Source organism: Streptococcus sp. S1 (assembly GCF_034137685.1).
In the GTDB taxonomy this organism is placed as follows: domain Bacteria; phylum Bacillota; class Bacilli; order Lactobacillales; family Streptococcaceae; genus Streptococcus; species Streptococcus dentalis.
The window spans coordinates 896,431-913,339 of sequence record NZ_CP139418.1; the positions used below are offsets into that span (position 1 = coordinate 896,431).

The 16,909-nt window shown below is 41.3% G+C and carries 15 protein-coding genes and 1 riboswitch; of the genes, 12 read left to right on the forward strand and 3 right to left on the reverse strand.

Annotated features, from left to right (window positions below):
• Positions 1-16 precede the first annotated feature (16 nt).
• Both SM121_RS04300 and trkA read right to left on the reverse strand, forming a co-directional pair.
• The gene (locus tag SM121_RS04300) at positions 17-1,456 is read right to left on the reverse strand and encodes a TrkH family potassium uptake protein (RefSeq protein ID WP_320911243.1); all 1,440 of its coding nucleotides are present in this window, start codon (positions 1,454-1,456) and stop codon (positions 17-19) included.
• Positions 1,457-1,461: 5 nt separating this feature from the next.
• On the reverse strand, positions 1,462-2,817 hold the full coding sequence (trkA, locus tag SM121_RS04305) for a Trk system potassium transporter TrkA (RefSeq protein WP_320911244.1): 1,356 nt from the start codon (positions 2,815-2,817) through the stop codon (positions 1,462-1,464).
• 332 nt (positions 2,818-3,149) lie between these two features.
• On the opposite strand from trkA, the gene SM121_RS04310 reads away from it, so the two are divergent.
• From SM121_RS04310 to SM121_RS04340, 7 genes are all read left to right on the forward strand, one after another.
• Positions 3,150-3,692, forward strand: coding sequence for a tRNA (cytidine(34)-2'-O)-methyltransferase (locus SM121_RS04310; protein WP_003005113.1), 543 nt, complete (start codon positions 3,150-3,152; stop codon positions 3,690-3,692).
• Between the two features lie 80 nt (positions 3,693-3,772).
• A riboswitch (FMN riboswitch) is annotated at positions 3,773-3,922 on the forward strand.
• Positions 3,923-4,124: 202 nt separating this feature from the next.
• Positions 4,125-4,697: an ECF transporter S component gene (locus tag SM121_RS04315; protein ID WP_371605441.1), complete on the forward strand. Its 573-nt coding sequence runs from the start codon at positions 4,125-4,127 to the stop codon at positions 4,695-4,697.
• Positions 4,687-5,337: a phosphatase PAP2 family protein gene (locus SM121_RS04320; protein ID WP_320911245.1), complete on the forward strand. Its 651-nt coding sequence runs from the start codon at positions 4,687-4,689 to the stop codon at positions 5,335-5,337. Before SM121_RS04315 ends, SM121_RS04320 begins: the two co-directional genes overlap by 11 nt.
• A gap of 57 nt (positions 5,338-5,394) precedes the next feature.
• On the forward strand, positions 5,395-6,354 hold the full coding sequence (locus tag SM121_RS04325; RefSeq protein ID WP_155172387.1) for a TIGR01212 family radical SAM protein: 960 nt from the start codon (positions 5,395-5,397) through the stop codon (positions 6,352-6,354).
• A complete protein-coding gene (locus SM121_RS04330; RefSeq protein WP_070466395.1) occupies positions 6,338-6,895 on the forward strand; it encodes a tRNA (mnm(5)s(2)U34)-methyltransferase in 558 nt (185 codons plus the stop codon). The genes SM121_RS04325 and SM121_RS04330 overlap by 17 nt, the downstream gene beginning before the upstream one ends.
• Positions 6,888-7,142, forward strand: a complete 255-nt coding sequence (locus SM121_RS04335) for a hypothetical protein (protein ID WP_023918874.1) — start codon at positions 6,888-6,890, stop codon at positions 7,140-7,142. Before SM121_RS04330 ends, SM121_RS04335 begins: the two co-directional genes overlap by 8 nt.
• A gap of 12 nt (positions 7,143-7,154) precedes the next feature.
• On the forward strand, positions 7,155-9,209 hold the full coding sequence (locus SM121_RS04340; protein WP_320911246.1) for a cation:proton antiporter: 2,055 nt from the start codon (positions 7,155-7,157) through the stop codon (positions 9,207-9,209).
• Between the two features lie 339 nt (positions 9,210-9,548).
• Here SM121_RS04340 and SM121_RS04345 read toward each other — a convergent pair whose 3' ends face one another.
• On the reverse strand, positions 9,549-10,340 hold the full coding sequence (locus SM121_RS04345) for an ABC transporter ATP-binding protein (protein ID WP_003005342.1): 792 nt from the start codon (positions 10,338-10,340) through the stop codon (positions 9,549-9,551).
• Positions 10,341-10,414: 74 nt separating this feature from the next.
• Between SM121_RS04345 and SM121_RS04350 the strand changes: the two genes are divergently transcribed.
• The 5 genes from SM121_RS04350 to SM121_RS04370 all read left to right on the forward strand — a co-directional run bounded on the left by SM121_RS04350 (position 10,415) and on the right by SM121_RS04370 (position 16,904).
• A complete protein-coding gene (locus SM121_RS04350) occupies positions 10,415-11,542 on the forward strand; it encodes an AI-2E family transporter (protein WP_320911247.1) in 1,128 nt (375 codons plus the stop codon).
• Between the two features lie 126 nt (positions 11,543-11,668).
• Positions 11,669-13,150, forward strand: coding sequence for a M protein trans-acting positive regulator PRD domain-containing protein (locus tag SM121_RS04355; RefSeq protein ID WP_003005647.1), 1,482 nt, complete (start codon positions 11,669-11,671; stop codon positions 13,148-13,150).
• Positions 13,151-13,265: 115 nt separating this feature from the next.
• Positions 13,266-14,615, forward strand: a complete 1,350-nt coding sequence (locus tag SM121_RS04360) for a hemolysin family protein (protein ID WP_125826901.1) — start codon at positions 13,266-13,268, stop codon at positions 14,613-14,615.
• 407 nt (positions 14,616-15,022) lie between these two features.
• Complete coding sequence (locus SM121_RS04365) at positions 15,023-16,000, forward strand: ABC transporter substrate-binding protein (protein WP_155172371.1); 978 nt, start codon at positions 15,023-15,025, stop codon at positions 15,998-16,000.
• A gap of 10 nt (positions 16,001-16,010) precedes the next feature.
• Positions 16,011-16,904: an ABC transporter permease gene (locus tag SM121_RS04370; RefSeq protein ID WP_155126668.1), complete on the forward strand. Its 894-nt coding sequence runs from the start codon at positions 16,011-16,013 to the stop codon at positions 16,902-16,904.
• Positions 16,905-16,909: the final 5 nt, after the last annotated feature.

The window sequence follows — 16,909 nt, forward strand, 5'->3', positions numbered from 1 at the left end:
GTACTAGAGTTGTCTATCAGCGTTTAGACCATGTTTTAGGGAGAAAGAGAAGAATCATTGGATAGATTTCAAGCCGTCCGGCAATCATGGCTAAGGAAAGTAACAGTTTTGAAATCGGACTAAAGATGGAGAAGGTTTGACCTGTTCCAATCATAGGTCCAATGTTGTTGAAACAACTAAAGACAGCGCTGACAACCGTCATGAAGTTATTATTGTCTAGACTCACTACAAAGAGTAGGCCGATCGTGATAAAACTGTATATTGTAAAGTACTTGAGGATCTGATGCTGTGTATCCTTATCCAATATCGTATCATTGACATGCAAGGTCAGAACGCGATTCGGAGACAAGGTCGAAAGAACCTGATTTTTTGCGATTCGCCATAAGGTCAAGCACCGAATGACTTTTAGCCCCCCAGCGGTCGATCCAGCAGAACCACCGATGACCATCAGCATCAAGAGGATGAACTGAGAAAAGAGAGGCCATTTTTCTGTCGTTCCATAACCAAAACCGGTAGTGGTGATGATATTGGAAACTTGGAAGAAGGAAATCTCAAAACTCTTAGCGACATTGGCATAGAGATGAAGGACATTGTAAGCGATCAATACACTGGACACGAGGACGATGGTGATATAGGTCCGCAATTCCTCATCTTTAAAGAAGGCCTTGAATTTTCGGATCATGAGGAAGTAGTAGAGGTTAAAGTTAACCCCGAAGACTAAAACCCCGATACTGACTAAATAGGTGATCAAACTACTATTGTAGTGGGCAATTCCGTCGTTAAAAACGGTAAAGCCCCCGGTCCCAGCCGTTCCCATGGCGATGACAAAACTATCATAAAGGGGCATACCAGCAAGGAAATAAAGAACCACAAAGAGGAAGAACAAGCCCAAGTACAAGAAGTAGAGGATTTGAGCTGTATTTTTTAATTTGGAAACGACCTTCCCAAAAACTGGACCAGGAACTTCCGCCTTCATGACTTCAAGGTGGCTGTTCTTGTTATTGTCCATAATTGCAAGGGCGAAGACCAATACTCCCATCCCTCCAATTAAGTGGGTGAAACTGCGCCAAAAGAGGAGAGAATGGCTGAGGACACCTACATCATCTAAAATCGTTGCCCCTGTTGTTGTAAAGCCAGAGCTGACTTCAAAGAAGGCGTCGATAATGTTGGGGATTTGCCCCGAAAAGACAAAGGGAAGGGCGCCAAAGAAGGACCAGAGGATCCAACAGAGGGCTACAATCAGGACTCCTTCTTTAGCATAGATGTGAAAATCCTTAGGTTTGTGAAAACTACCAAGGAGGCCAAACGCAAGTAGGATGGCCATGGTTGCTCCAATAGAGACAAAGACCTTGGCAGGTTCCCGATAGATTGCAGCGACCACTAAAGGAACGATCAGAAGACCAGCTTCGATTAAGAGGAGTTTGGACAAGAGGTAACGAATCATGCTTCTATTCATCAGGCTTACCTCTCAAGTAGATCGTAGATTTTAGTGACATTTTGAATCAAGGTGGTTACGATAATCCGATCTCCTACCATCAAACGGTCATCTCCATTAGGGAAAATAGCCTTACCATCTCGAATAATGGCAGCGATTAAGACGCCTTTTTTTAATTTCAATTCAGAGAGGGGATATTGGGTTAGTTTATTGTCTTCCTTAATTTGGAACTGCAAGGTTTCAATTCGACCGTTTGCGACATGGTGCAAAGCTTCTAGGTTTGAGAACTGTGCATTATAGCGCCCGCGAATAAAGTGCATAATGGTGTCTACAGCGATGCGTTTTGGCGTAACGATACTGGTCATATCTTGATCGCCAATGATCTCCAACAGACTGGTTCGGTTGACCTTGGTAATGTTCTTTTTGACGCCGACAGAATCCAAGAACATGGAGGTGATGATGTTTTCTTCATCGACCCCTGTCAAAGTAGCCACAGCATCGAAGTTATTGGCACTCTCTTCTAAAAGAATGTCTTTAGCAGTTCCGTCTCCATGGACGACATAGAGATCAGGAAATTCCTGACTAAAGAATTCCGCCCGTTCGCGATTGACCTCTAAGACCTTGAGATCGATCTTGCGGCGCACATCTTGAAGAATATTGAGTAGGTAGTAGGCAATTTTCCCAGCACCAATGATCATCATGCTCTTAATGACCTGAGGGCGAACATTGTTGTGGAAGAGAACGACCTCGATCCGATTACCTGTTACGAAAATCTTGTCTTGAGGTTGCAAGACAAAGTCTCCGTTTGGAATGGTGAGTTCGTTGCCACGCTCGATTGCACAAACAATGACATTTCCGTATTTCTTCCGGAATTGGGAGAGACTCATATTGCAGAGATTGCTATCTGGCTTGATTTTAAATTCCATCAAGGCAACTCGGCCATTGGCAAAATGCTCTACAGAAAGGGCATTTGGGAAGTCAATGATATTGGCAATATAGCGTGCTGTCAGCAATTCCGGATTGACAACTAGGGAGAAGCCCAAGATATTTTTTTCCTTGAAGTAGGAATTGGAATATTCCGGATTCCGCACTCGAACGATGGTCTCTTTGGCTCCCATTTTTTTAGCCAAAACAGCAGAGACCATGTTCACTTCGTCGTACTCGGTCATGGAAATGAAGATGTCGCAGTCTTCAACATCTGCTTGTTCCAAGATCTTGAAGTTCGCCCCATTTCCTAAAATTCCAATAATATCAAACCGTTTGGTAATATGGTTAAGAATGGATTCGTCTTTTTCGATCAATATAACATCGTGGTTTTCAGCAACGAGAGAACGACAAAGGGCCGTTCCGACCTTTCCTCCACCAACAACAATAATTTTCATAGAATACCTCCAGAGTATGCTTCTATCATACTCTATTTTCAAGAAAAATTCATCTTTTTAAGGATTTTCTGGTGGAATTTTGAGAAGCTAAGAACAAGTAGGAAAAATCGTCAAAAGAGTAGAACGAGGAGGGATCGAAAACTTTGATAAAGTTTCTTAAAAAAATCTAAAAAAACTATTGACAGGAGCTTCAAAAGTGATATACTTAGAAAGTACCTTCGTTGATTTACCTCAAACCTGTTGTGAGTTAAGTTAATGAAGCTGTAACCACGCTGTTTGCTGAGCTTGACTCCGGGCAGTGTGGCTATTTTTTTATCAGAAAGAGATCGAGTATGAATATTGAAGAACTGGACTACCAAGAGTCAGCAGCTCAAAACCACATCGTCTTGTTCCAACCTCAGATTCCACAAAATACGGGAAATATTGCACGGACTTGTGCGGCGACCAATTCTCCCTTGCATATCATTCGCCCCATGGCTTTTCCGATCGATGATCGCAAAATGAAGCGAGCAGGACTCGATTATTGGGACAAGCTGGATGTCCGTTTTTATGATAGCCTGGAAGAGTTTATGGAAGCAGCGAGCGACGGTCAGGTGCACCTAGTGTCCAAGTTTGCCAATCAGACCTATTCGGACGTTTCTTATCAGGATGGGAAGTCTCATTATTTCTTGTTTGGACGCGAGGATAAAGGTTTGCCGGAAGATTTTATGCGCCAGCACGAGGAGAAGGCCATTCGCATTCCGATGAATGACGAGCATGTCCGTAGTTTAAATGTCTCTAATACCGTCTGTATGATTGTCTATGAGGCTCTCCGCCAGCAGGGATTCAAAGGGCTGGAGTTGAGCCATCGTTATGAGCACGACAAGCTCAAATAAGAACGAAAAATTAAAACCCGAACGATGTAATCCATGACGTTACAAAAACTTGCCTAGGCAAGTTTTTTTTGTTATCATAAAAAGGTCTTCAGGGCAGGGTGTAATTCCCGACCGGCGGTGACTTTTACTAGGAAATGTTCTTTTCCATAGTCTAAAAGAAGTCCGCGAGCGCAAGCTGATGTGGTGTGACTCCACAACCGACAGTATAGTCTGGATGGGAGAAGACGAGAGACGAATAGACTGACAGCTATTCTGATCTGTTTAGAGCTGATGCATGGGAATAGTACGTTGGAGTCTAAGACGGACTAACGGCATGTTTCGATGGAGACCAGCTAAAGTAACTAGAATAGTTTCTAGTTTAAGCTTTGTTTAAATAGTTTAGAGTAGAATGATGGAGTAGACGTCTTTCCAGCTTCTCTAATTTTTAAAAAATTGGAGGAACCTGTTATGACAAATACACGTAAACTGACCCTAGTGGCTGTTTTATCCGCTTTATCTTTTATTTTGATGTTCTATCAATTTTCTTTCTTGATAGATTTCTTCAAAATTGATTTGAGTATCATCGCCATTTTGTTGGCCTTGGTCCTATTGGATTTTAAAAGTGCCGTTTGGGTGACCTTGATCAGATCTGTCCTTAAGTTAGCCCTTAATAATAAGGGACTTGAAACCTTGATCGGATTACCAATCAATATCATTGGAGTTCTTGTTTTTGTTCTTGCTTTTGCATGGATTTGGAACAAGGAACGGACCCATGGTCGATTTATCCTGGCAACGATTGTTGGAACGATCAGCTTGAGTATCACGATGGTATTAGTGAACTATGTCTATGCAATCCCTTTATATGCTCGCTTTATGAACTATGATATTTCGAAAACACTAGGGCTTGTCCACTATTTAGCCGCAATGGTTGCACCGTTTAACCTGATCGAAGGGGTGATTTGGGCCATCGCATTTGGGTTGATCTATACCTTATTGCAACCGATTTTGAAAAAATATGAAAAATAAACAACAACATTGGGCGAAGGCAAGCTTCGCCCTTCTCATTTTTGTCATTCTTGGGTATGTGATTCGCTTTTACCCGCAACAATTAACAGGCTTTGATGGTACGATTCAATCTGCTATTCGAGGCGATCTGCCTGCAACACTGACGGCCTTCTTTACCAAGGTGACCCATGTCATGGATACCAAGATCATTGTCATCTGGGTGGGCCTTCTGCTAGTGGTCTTTGTCTATAAGAAATGGTACAGTGAAGCTCTTTTTCTAGGGAGCAATCTGGTATTGACTGGTCTTTTGGTTCTTCTTCTAAAGAATATCTACCAGAGACCGAGACCAAGTATTCTTCATCTAGTAGAGGAAAAAGGCTTTTCTTTCCCGAGTGGTCATTCACTGGCGTCTACTCTTGTTTTGGGAAGTTTGATCATCATAATCGGCCAACATGTAAAAAATAAAACAGCCCGCTATTGCCTTCAAGGCATGCTGCTTCTGGGAATTGTGACCATTGTGGTTTCCCGCATTTATGTTGGGGTCCACTATCCATCAGACGTTTTAGGCAGTATGATTTTGGGCCTTGCTGTCTTACAGTTTGAGTATCCCTTGTATGATCGCTTGCGATTTCAATGGCGCTTTACGGGCAAGCAAAAATAAGCATCTAACAACTAGGAGTTGAACTCGCGTTTTGAGTTCGACTCTTTTTTTGCTATAATGAAGGGTATGAAATCCTACAATACCTTGAATGATTATTATCGAACCTTATTTGGAGAAAAGACCTTTAAAGTCCCTATTGATGCAGGCTTTGATTGTCCCAATCGAGACGGAACAGTCGCCCACGGTGGCTGTACTTTTTGTACGGTCTCGGGTTCAGGAGATGCCATTGTGGCCCCAGAAGCTCCGATTCGAGAACAGTTTTACAAAGAGATTGACTTTATGCATCGGAAATGGCCAGATGTGAAGAAGTACCTGGTCTATTTTCAAAATTTCACCAATACCCACGATAAAGTGGAAGTCATTCGAGATCGGTATGAACAGGCCATCAATGAACCAGGAGTGGTAGGAATCAACATTGGTACGCGTCCGGACTGTTTACCAGATGAGACCTTGGCCTACCTAGCGGAGCTGACAGAGCGCATGCATGTGACGATTGAGTTGGGTCTTCAGACGACTTATGAAGCGACTTCTGAATTGATCAATCGGGCCCATAGTTATGACCTCTACGTTGAAACAGTCAAGCGTATTCGCAAACAGGTGCCCAAGGCAGAGATCGTCTCCCATTTGATCAATGGCCTTCCTGGGGAGACGCATGAGATGATGGTGGAAAATGTTCGCCGTTGTGTGACCGATAATGAAATTGATGGAATCAAGTTGCACCTCTTGCATTTGATGACCAATACACGGATGCAACGAGACTATCATGAAGGAAGACTTCAACTCATGAGCCAGGAGGAGTATGTCAAGGTCATCTGTGACCAGTTGGAAATTATCCCCAAACACATTGTCATCCACCGGATTACAGGGGACGCGCCACGGGATATGTTGATCGGCCCTATGTGGAGCCTCAACAAATGGGAAGTCCTAAACGCTATTGAAACTGAAATGCGTCGGCGTGGAAGTACCCAAGGATGTAAGCTAGAAGAAAAGGAGACTGCCGATGCTTCGACCACTTGAAATGGCCCATCAATTTTTAGCAGAAGTCATCACCAAAGAAGATGTGGTGGTGGATGCGACCATGGGAAATGGACATGATACGGCCTTTTTAGCCCAACTTGCAGGCCAGGTCTATGCCTTTGATATTCAAGAGCAAGCCCTTGTAAATACCCAAGAAAGATTGGAAAAGTTGGGTCTTCAACAGGTCCGGTTGATTTTGGATGGCCACCAGCATGTGGACCAATATGTGGAGACCCTCAAAGCAGCTATTTTTAATCTGGGGTATCTGCCATCTGCAGATAAATCGGTCATTACTCTTCCAGCTACCACGATTGAAGCGATGGAGAAAATCTGTGCTCGCCTAGAAAAAGGTGGGCGAATGGCTATTATGATCTATTATGGTCATGAGGGAGGAGACATCGAGCGTGATGCAGTGCTGGATTTTGTCAGTCAGCTTCCTCAAAAAGACTATACAGCGACCATCTACCGGACACTGAATCAAGTGAATCAGCCACCGTTTTTGGTCATGATCGAAAAATTAGAAAGCTACCGTCATGGATAAAGAATATTTAAAGAATAAAATCGAAGGATTGAGACATCATTTTGTCGAATCAACCATCCACGAGCGTGCAATAGGTTTTTATGATGAAGCCCATATGACCAAAAAGATGCTCAAAATAAAAAAGAAATTGGTTTCGCTTGAGATGGAACGGTGCCAAAAGAAGATTGAGCACAAGGATGTAACCAAGACAGACCAAAAGATTGCGGAGTTAAAACAGCAATTTGAGACCTGTTGCCAAGAACGGTAAGGAGGGAGTGATATGGAACTACTCCTTTATACAGTGATCTTTTCGATGATTTTGATCGTCTCAAATGCCACGAATAAACTTGTGCCGAGCCTTCCTCTGCCCTTGATTCAAATTTTACTAGGGATTGGTTGGGCCCTCTTTGTGCCAGAAGAAAATTTTCATCTGGATACCGAACTCTTTCTGGCCTTGGTCATTGGCCCTCTCTTATTTCGAGAAGCAGAAGAAGCAGATATTACTTCCGTCTTAAAGCACTGGCGGGTCATCCTCTATTTGATTTTCCCAGTGATTTTTATCTCAACCATTAGTTTGGGCTGGGCAGCTCACTCCTTGTGGCTGAGCCTTCCTTTAGCAGCCTGTATGGCAGTAGGGGCGGCCCTTGGGCCTACAGACTTAGTAGCCTTTGCTTCTCTGTCAGAGCGCTTTAGCTTTCCAAAGCGGGTTTCGAATATCTTAAAAGGCGAAGGATTACTAAATGATGCCTCAGGTCTAGTTGCCTTTCGAGTGGCCTTGGCAGCCCTTGCGACCGGAAGTTTCTCTCTTGGAGAGGCAGGGGTTTCCTTAGTAATCTCCATTATTGGAGGATTTGCGGTGGGGATCTTGACGGCCTTTGTGAACCGTTGGTTGCAAACTTTGCTCTTGAGTGTTCGCGCCAGTGATATTGCCAGTGAATTGTTATTAGAACTGAGCCTCCCTCTGTTGACCTTCTTCCTAGCAGAAGAACTCCATGTCTCTGGTATCATTGCAGTAGTTGTGTCTGGGATCCTAAAAGCCAGTCGCTTTAAGCACATTACCCTCCTTGAAGCGCGGGTAGATACTGTGAGTCATACCATCTGGAATACGGTCAACTTTATCTTAAATGGGTCGGTCTTTGTCATCTTAGGAATGGAATTGGAAATGATCGCCAAGCCCATCTTAAGTAGTCCCATTTACAATAATTTTCTTTTAGTTTTTTCTGTCTTTCTGTTGACAGCCTTGCTCTTTTTGATTCGTTTTGTCATGGTTTACCTCTTTTATTGGTTCCGAACGGTTCGACTAAAAAAATCGTTGAGAAATTATCTAAAAGATGCCTTATTGCTGACCTTTTCGGGTGTGAAGGGGACGGTTTCGATTGCGACGATTCTTTTGATTCCAACCAAGATCGAAAAAGAATACCCCATCCTACTCTTTTTAGTGGCAGGAGTTACCCTTGTTAGCTTTATTGCAGGCTTAGTGGTACTTCCAAAATTATCAGAAGACAAGGAAGAAACCAATGACTACCTGATGCAGATCGCGATTTTAAATGATGTCGTCATGGAATTAGAAGCAGACCTAAAGAATAGCAAGCACAAGGGGCCCTTGTATGCGGCGATTGATAACTACCATGGTCGCATAGAAAACTTGATTCTAGGCCAAGAAAACAGGCTCATTCAAAAGGACTGGGAACAGTTGAAGCTCCTGATTTTGAGTATTGAAAGTGACGGCTTGGAACAGGCTTATGAAGAAGGGAAGATTCGAGAGCGGGGCTACCGCGTCTACCAACGCTATCTTCGCAATATGGAGCAACGTGTCAATCGCAATCTTTCGTCTCGTCTAACCTATTACCTCTTGGTGTCTTTCCGTCTCTTGCGTTTATTAGTCCATGAGATCTTAACCTTTGGAGCTGGCTTGCGAAACTGGTGGACCCGAGAGGACAGCAAGTTAGAGACCATTGATTATGACCAGATTGCGGCCCTCTATTTGGCCAATACAGAAATCATCATTGAAAGTTTGGAAGACCTCAAGGGGATTTATCGGAGCAGTTTGATTTCTTTCCTACAAGAATCTCGTCTGAGAGAGACAGCTATTATTACCAGTGGGGCCTTTGTGGAGCGGGTTATTAATCGCGTGAAACCAAATAATATCGATGAAATGTTGAGAGGTTATTATTTGGAGCGTAAGATTATTTTTGAATATGAAGCGCAACACCTGATTACCGCCAAGCAAGCGCGCCGTATGCGACAAAATGTCAATGAATTAGAAAGCTATTCCCTAAGAGAAAGTGCCAATACGCTTCCATACGATTTGATCGAGTATGCACGAAATCGATAAAAGTAAAAGTGCTAAGATGGATATCTTAACACTTTTCAGATTGAGGACAAAGTTATCTTAAAAACTTTCCTTAAGTGAGTACGGACATCAGCGAACTTCTACGAAGTTCCATGACTAATTATTGAGCCTAAGGTCTCAATAATTCCGAGCGCCTGAAACTATTAAGTTTCAGGTACTTTTCTCACGGCGGAAAGTTTCAGTAGATGATTGAATAATTCTAACGAATAAATTTTTTTATTTTTATAGAATTTATTAGATTTGTAAAGAAGAACTGTTAGTCTATACTCTCGAAGTGCTAAGATTCTCATCTTAGCACTTTTTGCTTTATTCACTTTCTTTTCAGTGTGCGATTTCTGGTTTGACAAAGAGTCGCTCGTCACCAAGATCAATAAGGGATACTGGTGCTTCATAAAATTGGCTAAGGACATGGGGAGTTAGGATGTTTTCCTTTGGTCCTTGCTCGACCACTTGGCCATGTTTGAGTAAGAGGACATGGGTCATGTCTGTTGTAATTTCCTCGGCATGGTGGGTGACGTAAATCATGGTAGGCGCGTGATCCAGTTGTTTGATATGATGGATCTGACGGAGGAGTTTTTCTCTGGCAAAGAGATCCAATCCACTAGAAGCTTCGTCAAAAATGATCAGATCTGGCTGGTCCATGAGGCTTCGTGCAATGAGAACGGTCTGCTTTTCTCCCTGGGAGAGCTCTCGGTATTTGCGGCCGATCAAAGAGCTAGCCCCAATTGAAGTCAGCATATCCCGTGCCCAATTTAGTTCTTCCTCTCCGTATGCAGCATATAAAATACTACTCTTGTAGTGACCGGTTAGGACAATTTGTTCTGCAAAAAGATGCTCTGGCAGTCTTTCTGAAATAAAAGAGCTTACGATTCCAATACGCTTCCGCAACTCAGGAATTCCTCCTTCTCCAAAGCGAGTTCCAAGGACCGTTACCTGGCCAGAACTAGCCCAGTATTCAGACATGAGCAGTTTGAGGAGGGTCGATTTTCCTGCTCCATTTAAGCCTAAAATCGCCCAACATTCATTTTCTTTTACTTGCCAGTTAATCTCTTTTAAAAGGGCTTTTCCATTGCGGATCAAATTGACGTCTTGTAGTTCAATCAAATTATTCATATCTTCATCCTTTTGATTAAAATCCCTTTTATTCTATCATAAAATATGGTAGAATAGAAAACAGGAGGTAAGGAATGTTTCGAAATAGTAAATTGTTATTCTGGACATGTGAGATCTTATTATTGACGGTGATTTTCTATGTTTGGAAATCAATGGGGACTTTGATTTCTCCATTTGTATCTGTTCTGAATACCATCCTCTTACCATTTTTAATTGCAGGTTTTTTATATTACATTACCAATCCGATTGTTGAATTGTTGGAAAAACACTTAAAAATCAAGCGTGTGTTTGGGATTTTGATCACCTTAGTACTGTTATTTGGGCTCATTGGCTTAGGGATCTTTTATCTGCTTCCTATCTTAATCAATCAGTTAACCAGCTTGATCAATTCGACTCAAGGACTTTACTGGGAAGTTGAGAGTTTGGTTCGAAAACTCTCAACCAATCCTTTGTTCCAGAATGTGAATATCCAATCGACGATTCAGCAGTTGAATCTTTCTTATATGGATATCCTTCAAAATCTCTTGAATAGTGTGACTAACAGTTTAGGCAGTGTGGTTAACACCATTGTCAATACGGTCTTTATCTTGATCATGACACCGATCTTCTTGGTTTATTTCTTGATTGATGGGAAGAAGTTATTGCCGATGTTGGAGCGGACCATTTTACGCAATGACAAACTCCACATCTCAAGCCTCTTGGTTAGTTTGAATGAAACCGTCTCGCGCTATATTAGTGGGATTTCGATCGATGCCTTGATCATTGGGACCCTAGCCTACATTGGCTATAGTTTTATTGGATTGAAGTACGCTTTGGTCTTTGCCATTTTTTCTGGATTGACCAATCTCATTCCATATGTAGGACCAACCATTGGTTTGATTCCGATGATCATCACCTATGCCTTCACAGATGTGGTTATGATGATCAAAGCAGTCATTTACATGTTGATTATCCAGCAGATCGATGGGAATATTCTTTATCCGCGTATCGTTGGAGGCGTGATGAAGGTTCACCCGATTACCATTATGGTTCTCTTATTGCTCTCAAGTAATATCTATGGAATTATCGGGATGGTTGTCGCGATTCCAGTCTATTCGATTGGAAAAGAAATTGTAAAATTCTTGGTGAATCTTTATGATAACCACCGTGTTGCTAAGGAACAGAAGAAAAAAGAAGAATTTGGAATCATTAATAAATCCTAGACTCTAGTGCCTATAAGGGCCTTGGAGTCTTTTTTGTATATTTTTTGAAAAATAGTCAACAAGCTCAATAAAATATGTTAAAATATAAGAGATTTTGAATTAAAATATGAAATTAGGTAGGAAAAGATGAGACTGCTCTTATCCAAAAAACAGAGACGCCAATTGCAATTATTAGAAATCTTGATTAAGGAAAAAAGATGGTTCCACTTGAAAGAGTTGGCCAAGCGTTTGGATTGTACAGAACGTTCGTTAAAAGAAGATTTGTCTAATCTTCGTAGCACTTTTGATGACTTTATAATTGAATCATCTACCAATGGAATCAAACTTAGTTATGAGGATTCGGTTGGGCTTGAGGTAATTTACCATCACTTTTTTAAAGAATCACAAGCATTCGCATTGATTGAATATCTCTTTTTCCACAAGGATGTTTCCAATGAATATATTTGCAGGAAGTTTGATCTGAGTCACCAATCTTTCTACCGCTTGATTCGGACGATTAATCAGAAGCTTCAAACCAAATACAATATAAAGATTGATTTGAAACCCTTGAACCTTGTCGGAGATGAGATTGACGTTCGTTTCTTTTATGCCCAATATTTTGCAGAGCGTTATTACTATATGGAATGGCCTTTCCCAGAATTTAAGGAAGAGGCTGTGACCGACTTGATCACCTTCTTCTTCAAACTCTATGGCTATCCATTGACTTTCTCTGTCCTCAGGTCTTATAAAGTTCTTTTGACAGTCTACTTATCACGTATTAAGCAGGGCTATTTTATTGACATGCCAACGAACTATGATGTGTATAAGGACCAGTATCAAGGGGTGACCAATGTCGAGGAGATGTTGCGCTACTTTAGCTTGCAGCTGGGTGTCGAGTTGAATGGAAAAGTGCTGGAGCAGTTCTTCATTATCTTTATTCAAGAGAATTTCTATTTCAGCCCTGAAAGCCTGATTGAAGCTGCAGCAACAGACTCTTATGCAAAAAAATCGACAACTCTCATTAAAGACATGTTCAGGGAGCTATGTTATACCTATGATTTAGATATTGAAAATCTAGATGAGATGTTGATGCATGTCCATAATACGTCACATCTCGGTCGGAAAGAATTATTCTCCGAGTTCCTCTTATTTGATATCAAGACCAATACCAACGAAGATTTCAAGAGCATCTTCCCAGCCTTTTATGATGATTTGAGAAACTATTTAATCATCTATATGAAGACCATGAAGCATGATCTAAATGAAGAGATTCTCAAGCACATGATATATACGGTTTACACTCACTGGGAGCGTCTCTTACCGCAGTTATTGCGCCGTCGGAAATCCATTAAGGTCTTAATTATTAGTCGTTTTGATGATCACCATGCCAAATCCATGATCGATTTTCTTAATTTTTACTGTACGGATAACTTTGAATTTACGCAGATGATCAAGTATAATCTAACAGTGGATGATATCGAGAATTCGGACGCAGATGTTGTGGTAGCTAACTTTATGATACCGAAATTAAAGAGAAAAACCTTTATCTGTACAAGTAGTCTCTCATTACTTGGGCTAGTCGAAAAACTCAACGCATTCTTTTATGATTTTACCAGTGCAGAACACTAAAATCAGGACCTGTTCCTGATTTTTTGATGGGAAAAAAAGAAATTGATATATAAGAATGCAGGCTCTCATATTTTGTGGTATAATATACAATATTATATACTGGAGGAAATTATCCATGGAAGACCCTGGCAGTCAGGAAATTTTACTGGAATTTATTTTATTGATTGTTTTGACATTGTTGAATGCCTTTTTCTCGGCAACTGAAATGTCAATGGTATCGTTGAATCGCTCTCGTGTTGAGCAAAAAGCTGAAGAAGGAGATAAAAAATACATTCGTCTTCTTAGCGTATTGGAGCAACCTAACCATTTCTTATCCACTATTCAGGTGGGGATCACCTTGATTACCATCTTATCTGGGGCGAGTCTTGCGGATAGCCTTGGACATGTCATTGCTGGATGGATGGGCAATACCAAAACGGCTCTTGCAACTGGAAGCTTTTTATCTCTAGCATTTTTGACTTATATTTCGATCGTATTTGGTGAACTCTATCCGAAACGAATCGCTATGAACTTGAAAGATGAGTTGGCTGTTCGAACAGCTCCGATTGTGATTCTATTAGGAAAAATTGTCAGCCCCTTTGTTTGGTTGCTTTCAGCATCGACCAACCTTTTGAGCCGTATCACGCCAATGGAATTCGATGATCCGGATGAAAAGATGACGCGGGATGAAATCGAGTATATGCTGACCAATAGTGAAGCAACACTAGATGCGGACGAGATTGAGATGCTCCAAGGGATCTTTTCATTAGATGAAATGGTAGCGCGTGAAGTCATGGTGCCTCGGACAGATGCCTTCATGGTTGATATCAATGATGATACCAAAGAAATTATTGAAAGTATCCTCAAGCAAAACTTTTCACGGATTCCTGTCTATGATGATGACAAGGACAATGTCATCGGGCTCATCCATACCAAACGTCTCTTGAACGAAGGATTTATCAATGGCTTTGATAATATTGTCTTAAGAAAGATTTTACAAGAACCTTTGTTTGTTCCAGAGACCATTTTTGTGGATGATCTTTTGAAGGAATTGCGCAATACCCAAAATCAAATGGCCATTCTGCTTGATGAATATGGTGGGATGTCTGGTTTGGTTACTCTTGAAGACCTCTTGGAAGAAATCGTCGGTGAAATTGACGATGAGACTGACAAAGCAGAAATTGATGTCTTTGAAATTGCGGACAATACCTATGTCGTACAAGGAGCCATGTCACTAAATGACTTTAACGAATATTTTGATGTTGAGTTGCAAAGTGATGATGTGGATACCATTGCAGGGTATTATCTGACAGAGGTTGGGCGAATTCCAACCTTGAAAGAGCGACTCAGCTGTGAAGTCGATAGTCAAAAGAAACACCTCATTTTGACAAATGACAAAGTAAAAAATGGTCGTGTGACCAAGGTGAAAGTTGAAATTTCTGAAATCGTCGAGGAAGATGAAGAAACAAAATCAAAAGAAGATTAGAATATAGAGGCCTGGACGTGTTCCAGCCTCTGTTTTTTCTTGTCAGGACCAGTTGAATTTTCAAAAAATTTCAAAAATTTCTGAAATAGTCTTGACATCAAAAAAAAATTACGGTAAGATAATACCCATAAATAAAGAAAGCAGAAAATAAACATGAAGCAACAAGCCATTTCCATTCAAAAATTTTACTTTAGCTACTTTAGATAGTGTTTGTAGACATGATCTCATGGATGCAAACAACCCAAGCAATTTGTTTGTATCTATGTGGCTAAGATTTTTGATGATGGTCCATAGAGCTAGTATCTAAATGGACCGAGGTTTTGTAACTTGTTGGAGAATTTCAAGCATCCGTTTAGAGTATCATCTAAGCGGATTTTTTGTTTATTTTGCAGAAAAGGAGTCAATAAATGAAAGTAGTGAAAAAATTGCTAGCACCTGTCCTGGTTGTAGGACTTCTGTTAACATCATTGGTGACCTTACACAATCTAAAGGATACTAAAAAAGACAATGTCTTTCGAATTGGGATTTCCCAGTACATCACCCATAAGTCGCTCGATGCGACACGAAAAGGCTTTATCGAGGAGTTGAAGAAAGAGGGTTATGTAGATGGGAAAAATATTCAGATCGATTTCCAAAATGCTCAAGGGGAGCAACGAAATCTGAAAAATATTTCTAAACAATTGGCAGAAGAAAGTGATCTAGTCTTTGCGATTGCAACCCCTTCCGCACAAAGTTTGGCTAATACCACTAAATCAACACCTATTGTTTTCTCAGCTGTGACCGACCCATTGGCAGCGAAATTGGTGAAAAACTTGAAAGAACCAGGTGGCAATATCACAGGGACAAGTGACCAGTCAGAAGATGCGATCTCTACACAGGTAGACATGATTAAGCAAGTGCTTCCAACGGCGAAAACAGTTGGGATCCTCTATACGCAAAGTGAGCCTAACTCAGTTGTCCAAAAAGACAATGCGAAGAAGATCCTTGAAGCTAAAGGCTATCAAGTGGTTGAAAAAACCATCCTCGATAGTAACAATGTGAAGGCTGCAGCAGACAGTATCATGTCAGAAGCAGATATCGTCTTTGTTCCGACAGACAATATTATCTCTTCTACAATGGACACTGTAAAACAGGTCTCCATCAGCCATAAGGTGCCCGTTTTTGGTGGATCTGCTGAAATGGTGGCTACTGGTGGTTTGTACAACTTTGGTACTGATTATGAGGAATTGGGAAGACAAGCTGCTCGGATGGCCATTCGCATCATGAAGGGTGAGAAACCTGGCAAAGTTGCAGTTGAAACACCTGAAAAATTAGAATTGCATACCAATAAAGAGATGGCGAAAGAGCTTGGAATTGATATTAGCTCGTTGAAGGTAGAAAAATAGGAGGTTTGAGATGAATTTCGTTTTATCAAGTTTATCAGAAGGTTTATTGTGGTCGATCATGGCGATCGGTGTTTACTTAACATTTCGAATTTTAGATATTGCCGATATGACGGCAGAAGGAGCCTTTCCACTTGGGGCAGCAGTTGTAGCTTCCCAAATTCAAGCAGGAAGAAACCCTTGGCTTGCAACTTTGATGGGCTTCCTGGCAGGAATGATCGCAGGATTGGTTTCTGGGATTCTCCATACAAAAATGAAAATTCCAGCCCTCTTGACAGGGATTGTTACTTTGACCGGTCTTTACTCTATCAATATTAAAATCATGGGGGGAGTACCCAATCTCTCTATTGGTGATGCCAGTACCATTTTCAAAAGTGTCATGAAATTGGGCTTGTCCAATGAAGAAGCTGTCTTTTTGATTAGTATTTCTTGCTTGATCATCGTCTGTATCTTGTTAACCCTCTTAATGAAGACGCAACTTGGCTTGGTTTTGCGCTCGACTGGTGATAACATTCCAATGAGTGAGGCCAATGGGGTCAATGTAGATAACATGAAGATGTTGGGCTACATGATTTCCAATGGTTTGATTGCCCTTTGTGGAGCCATGTTTGCACAAAATGATGGTTTCTCAGATGTGACTTCTGGTACAGGGACGATCGTAGTTGGTTTGAGTGCTGTGATTATCGCTGAAGTTTTGATCCACGAATTGACCATTGGTTGGCGCTTGCTTTCCATCGGGGTTGGAGCCATTGTTTACCGTTTGATTATCTTAAATATTTACGAGATCCCAAATCTCGATCAAAATATGGTTCGTCTCTTCAATGCGATCTTGCTCGCGATTGTCTTGTTCGCTCCTGAGGCGCAAAAACGTCTTCGTGTTCGTGGACTGAAGTTAGGAAATAAGTAGGAGAA

Coding starts and splice junctions, on each gene's coding strand:
- SM121_RS04330 (WP_070466395.1), top strand. CDS start 6,338: ATGCTTCGACCACTTGAAATGGCCCATCAATTTTTAGCAGAAGTCATC.
- SM121_RS04365 (WP_155172371.1), top strand. CDS start 15,023: ATGAAAGTAGTGAAAAAATTGCTAGCACCTGTCCTGGTTGTAGGACTT.
- SM121_RS04310 (WP_003005113.1), top strand. CDS start 3,150: ATGAATATTGAAGAACTGGACTACCAAGAGTCAGCAGCTCAAAACCAC.
- SM121_RS04320 (WP_320911245.1), top strand. CDS start 4,687: ATGAAAAATAAACAACAACATTGGGCGAAGGCAAGCTTCGCCCTTCTC.
- SM121_RS04350 (WP_320911247.1), top strand. CDS start 10,415: ATGTTTCGAAATAGTAAATTGTTATTCTGGACATGTGAGATCTTATTA.
- SM121_RS04340 (WP_320911246.1), top strand. CDS start 7,155: ATGGAACTACTCCTTTATACAGTGATCTTTTCGATGATTTTGATCGTC.
- SM121_RS04345 (WP_003005342.1), bottom strand. CDS start 10,340: ATGAATAATTTGATTGAACTACAAGACGTCAATTTGATCCGCAATGGA.
- SM121_RS04355 (WP_003005647.1), top strand. CDS start 11,669: ATGAGACTGCTCTTATCCAAAAAACAGAGACGCCAATTGCAATTATTA.
- SM121_RS04325 (WP_155172387.1), top strand. CDS start 5,395: ATGAAGGGTATGAAATCCTACAATACCTTGAATGATTATTATCGAACC.
- SM121_RS04370 (WP_155126668.1), top strand. CDS start 16,011: ATGAATTTCGTTTTATCAAGTTTATCAGAAGGTTTATTGTGGTCGATC.
- SM121_RS04360 (WP_125826901.1), top strand. CDS start 13,266: ATGGAAGACCCTGGCAGTCAGGAAATTTTACTGGAATTTATTTTATTG.
- SM121_RS04300 (WP_320911243.1), bottom strand. CDS start 1,456: ATGAATAGAAGCATGATTCGTTACCTCTTGTCCAAACTCCTCTTAATC.
- trkA (WP_320911244.1), bottom strand. CDS start 2,817: ATGAAAATTATTGTTGTTGGTGGAGGAAAGGTCGGAACGGCCCTTTGT.
- SM121_RS04335 (WP_023918874.1), top strand. CDS start 6,888: ATGGATAAAGAATATTTAAAGAATAAAATCGAAGGATTGAGACATCAT.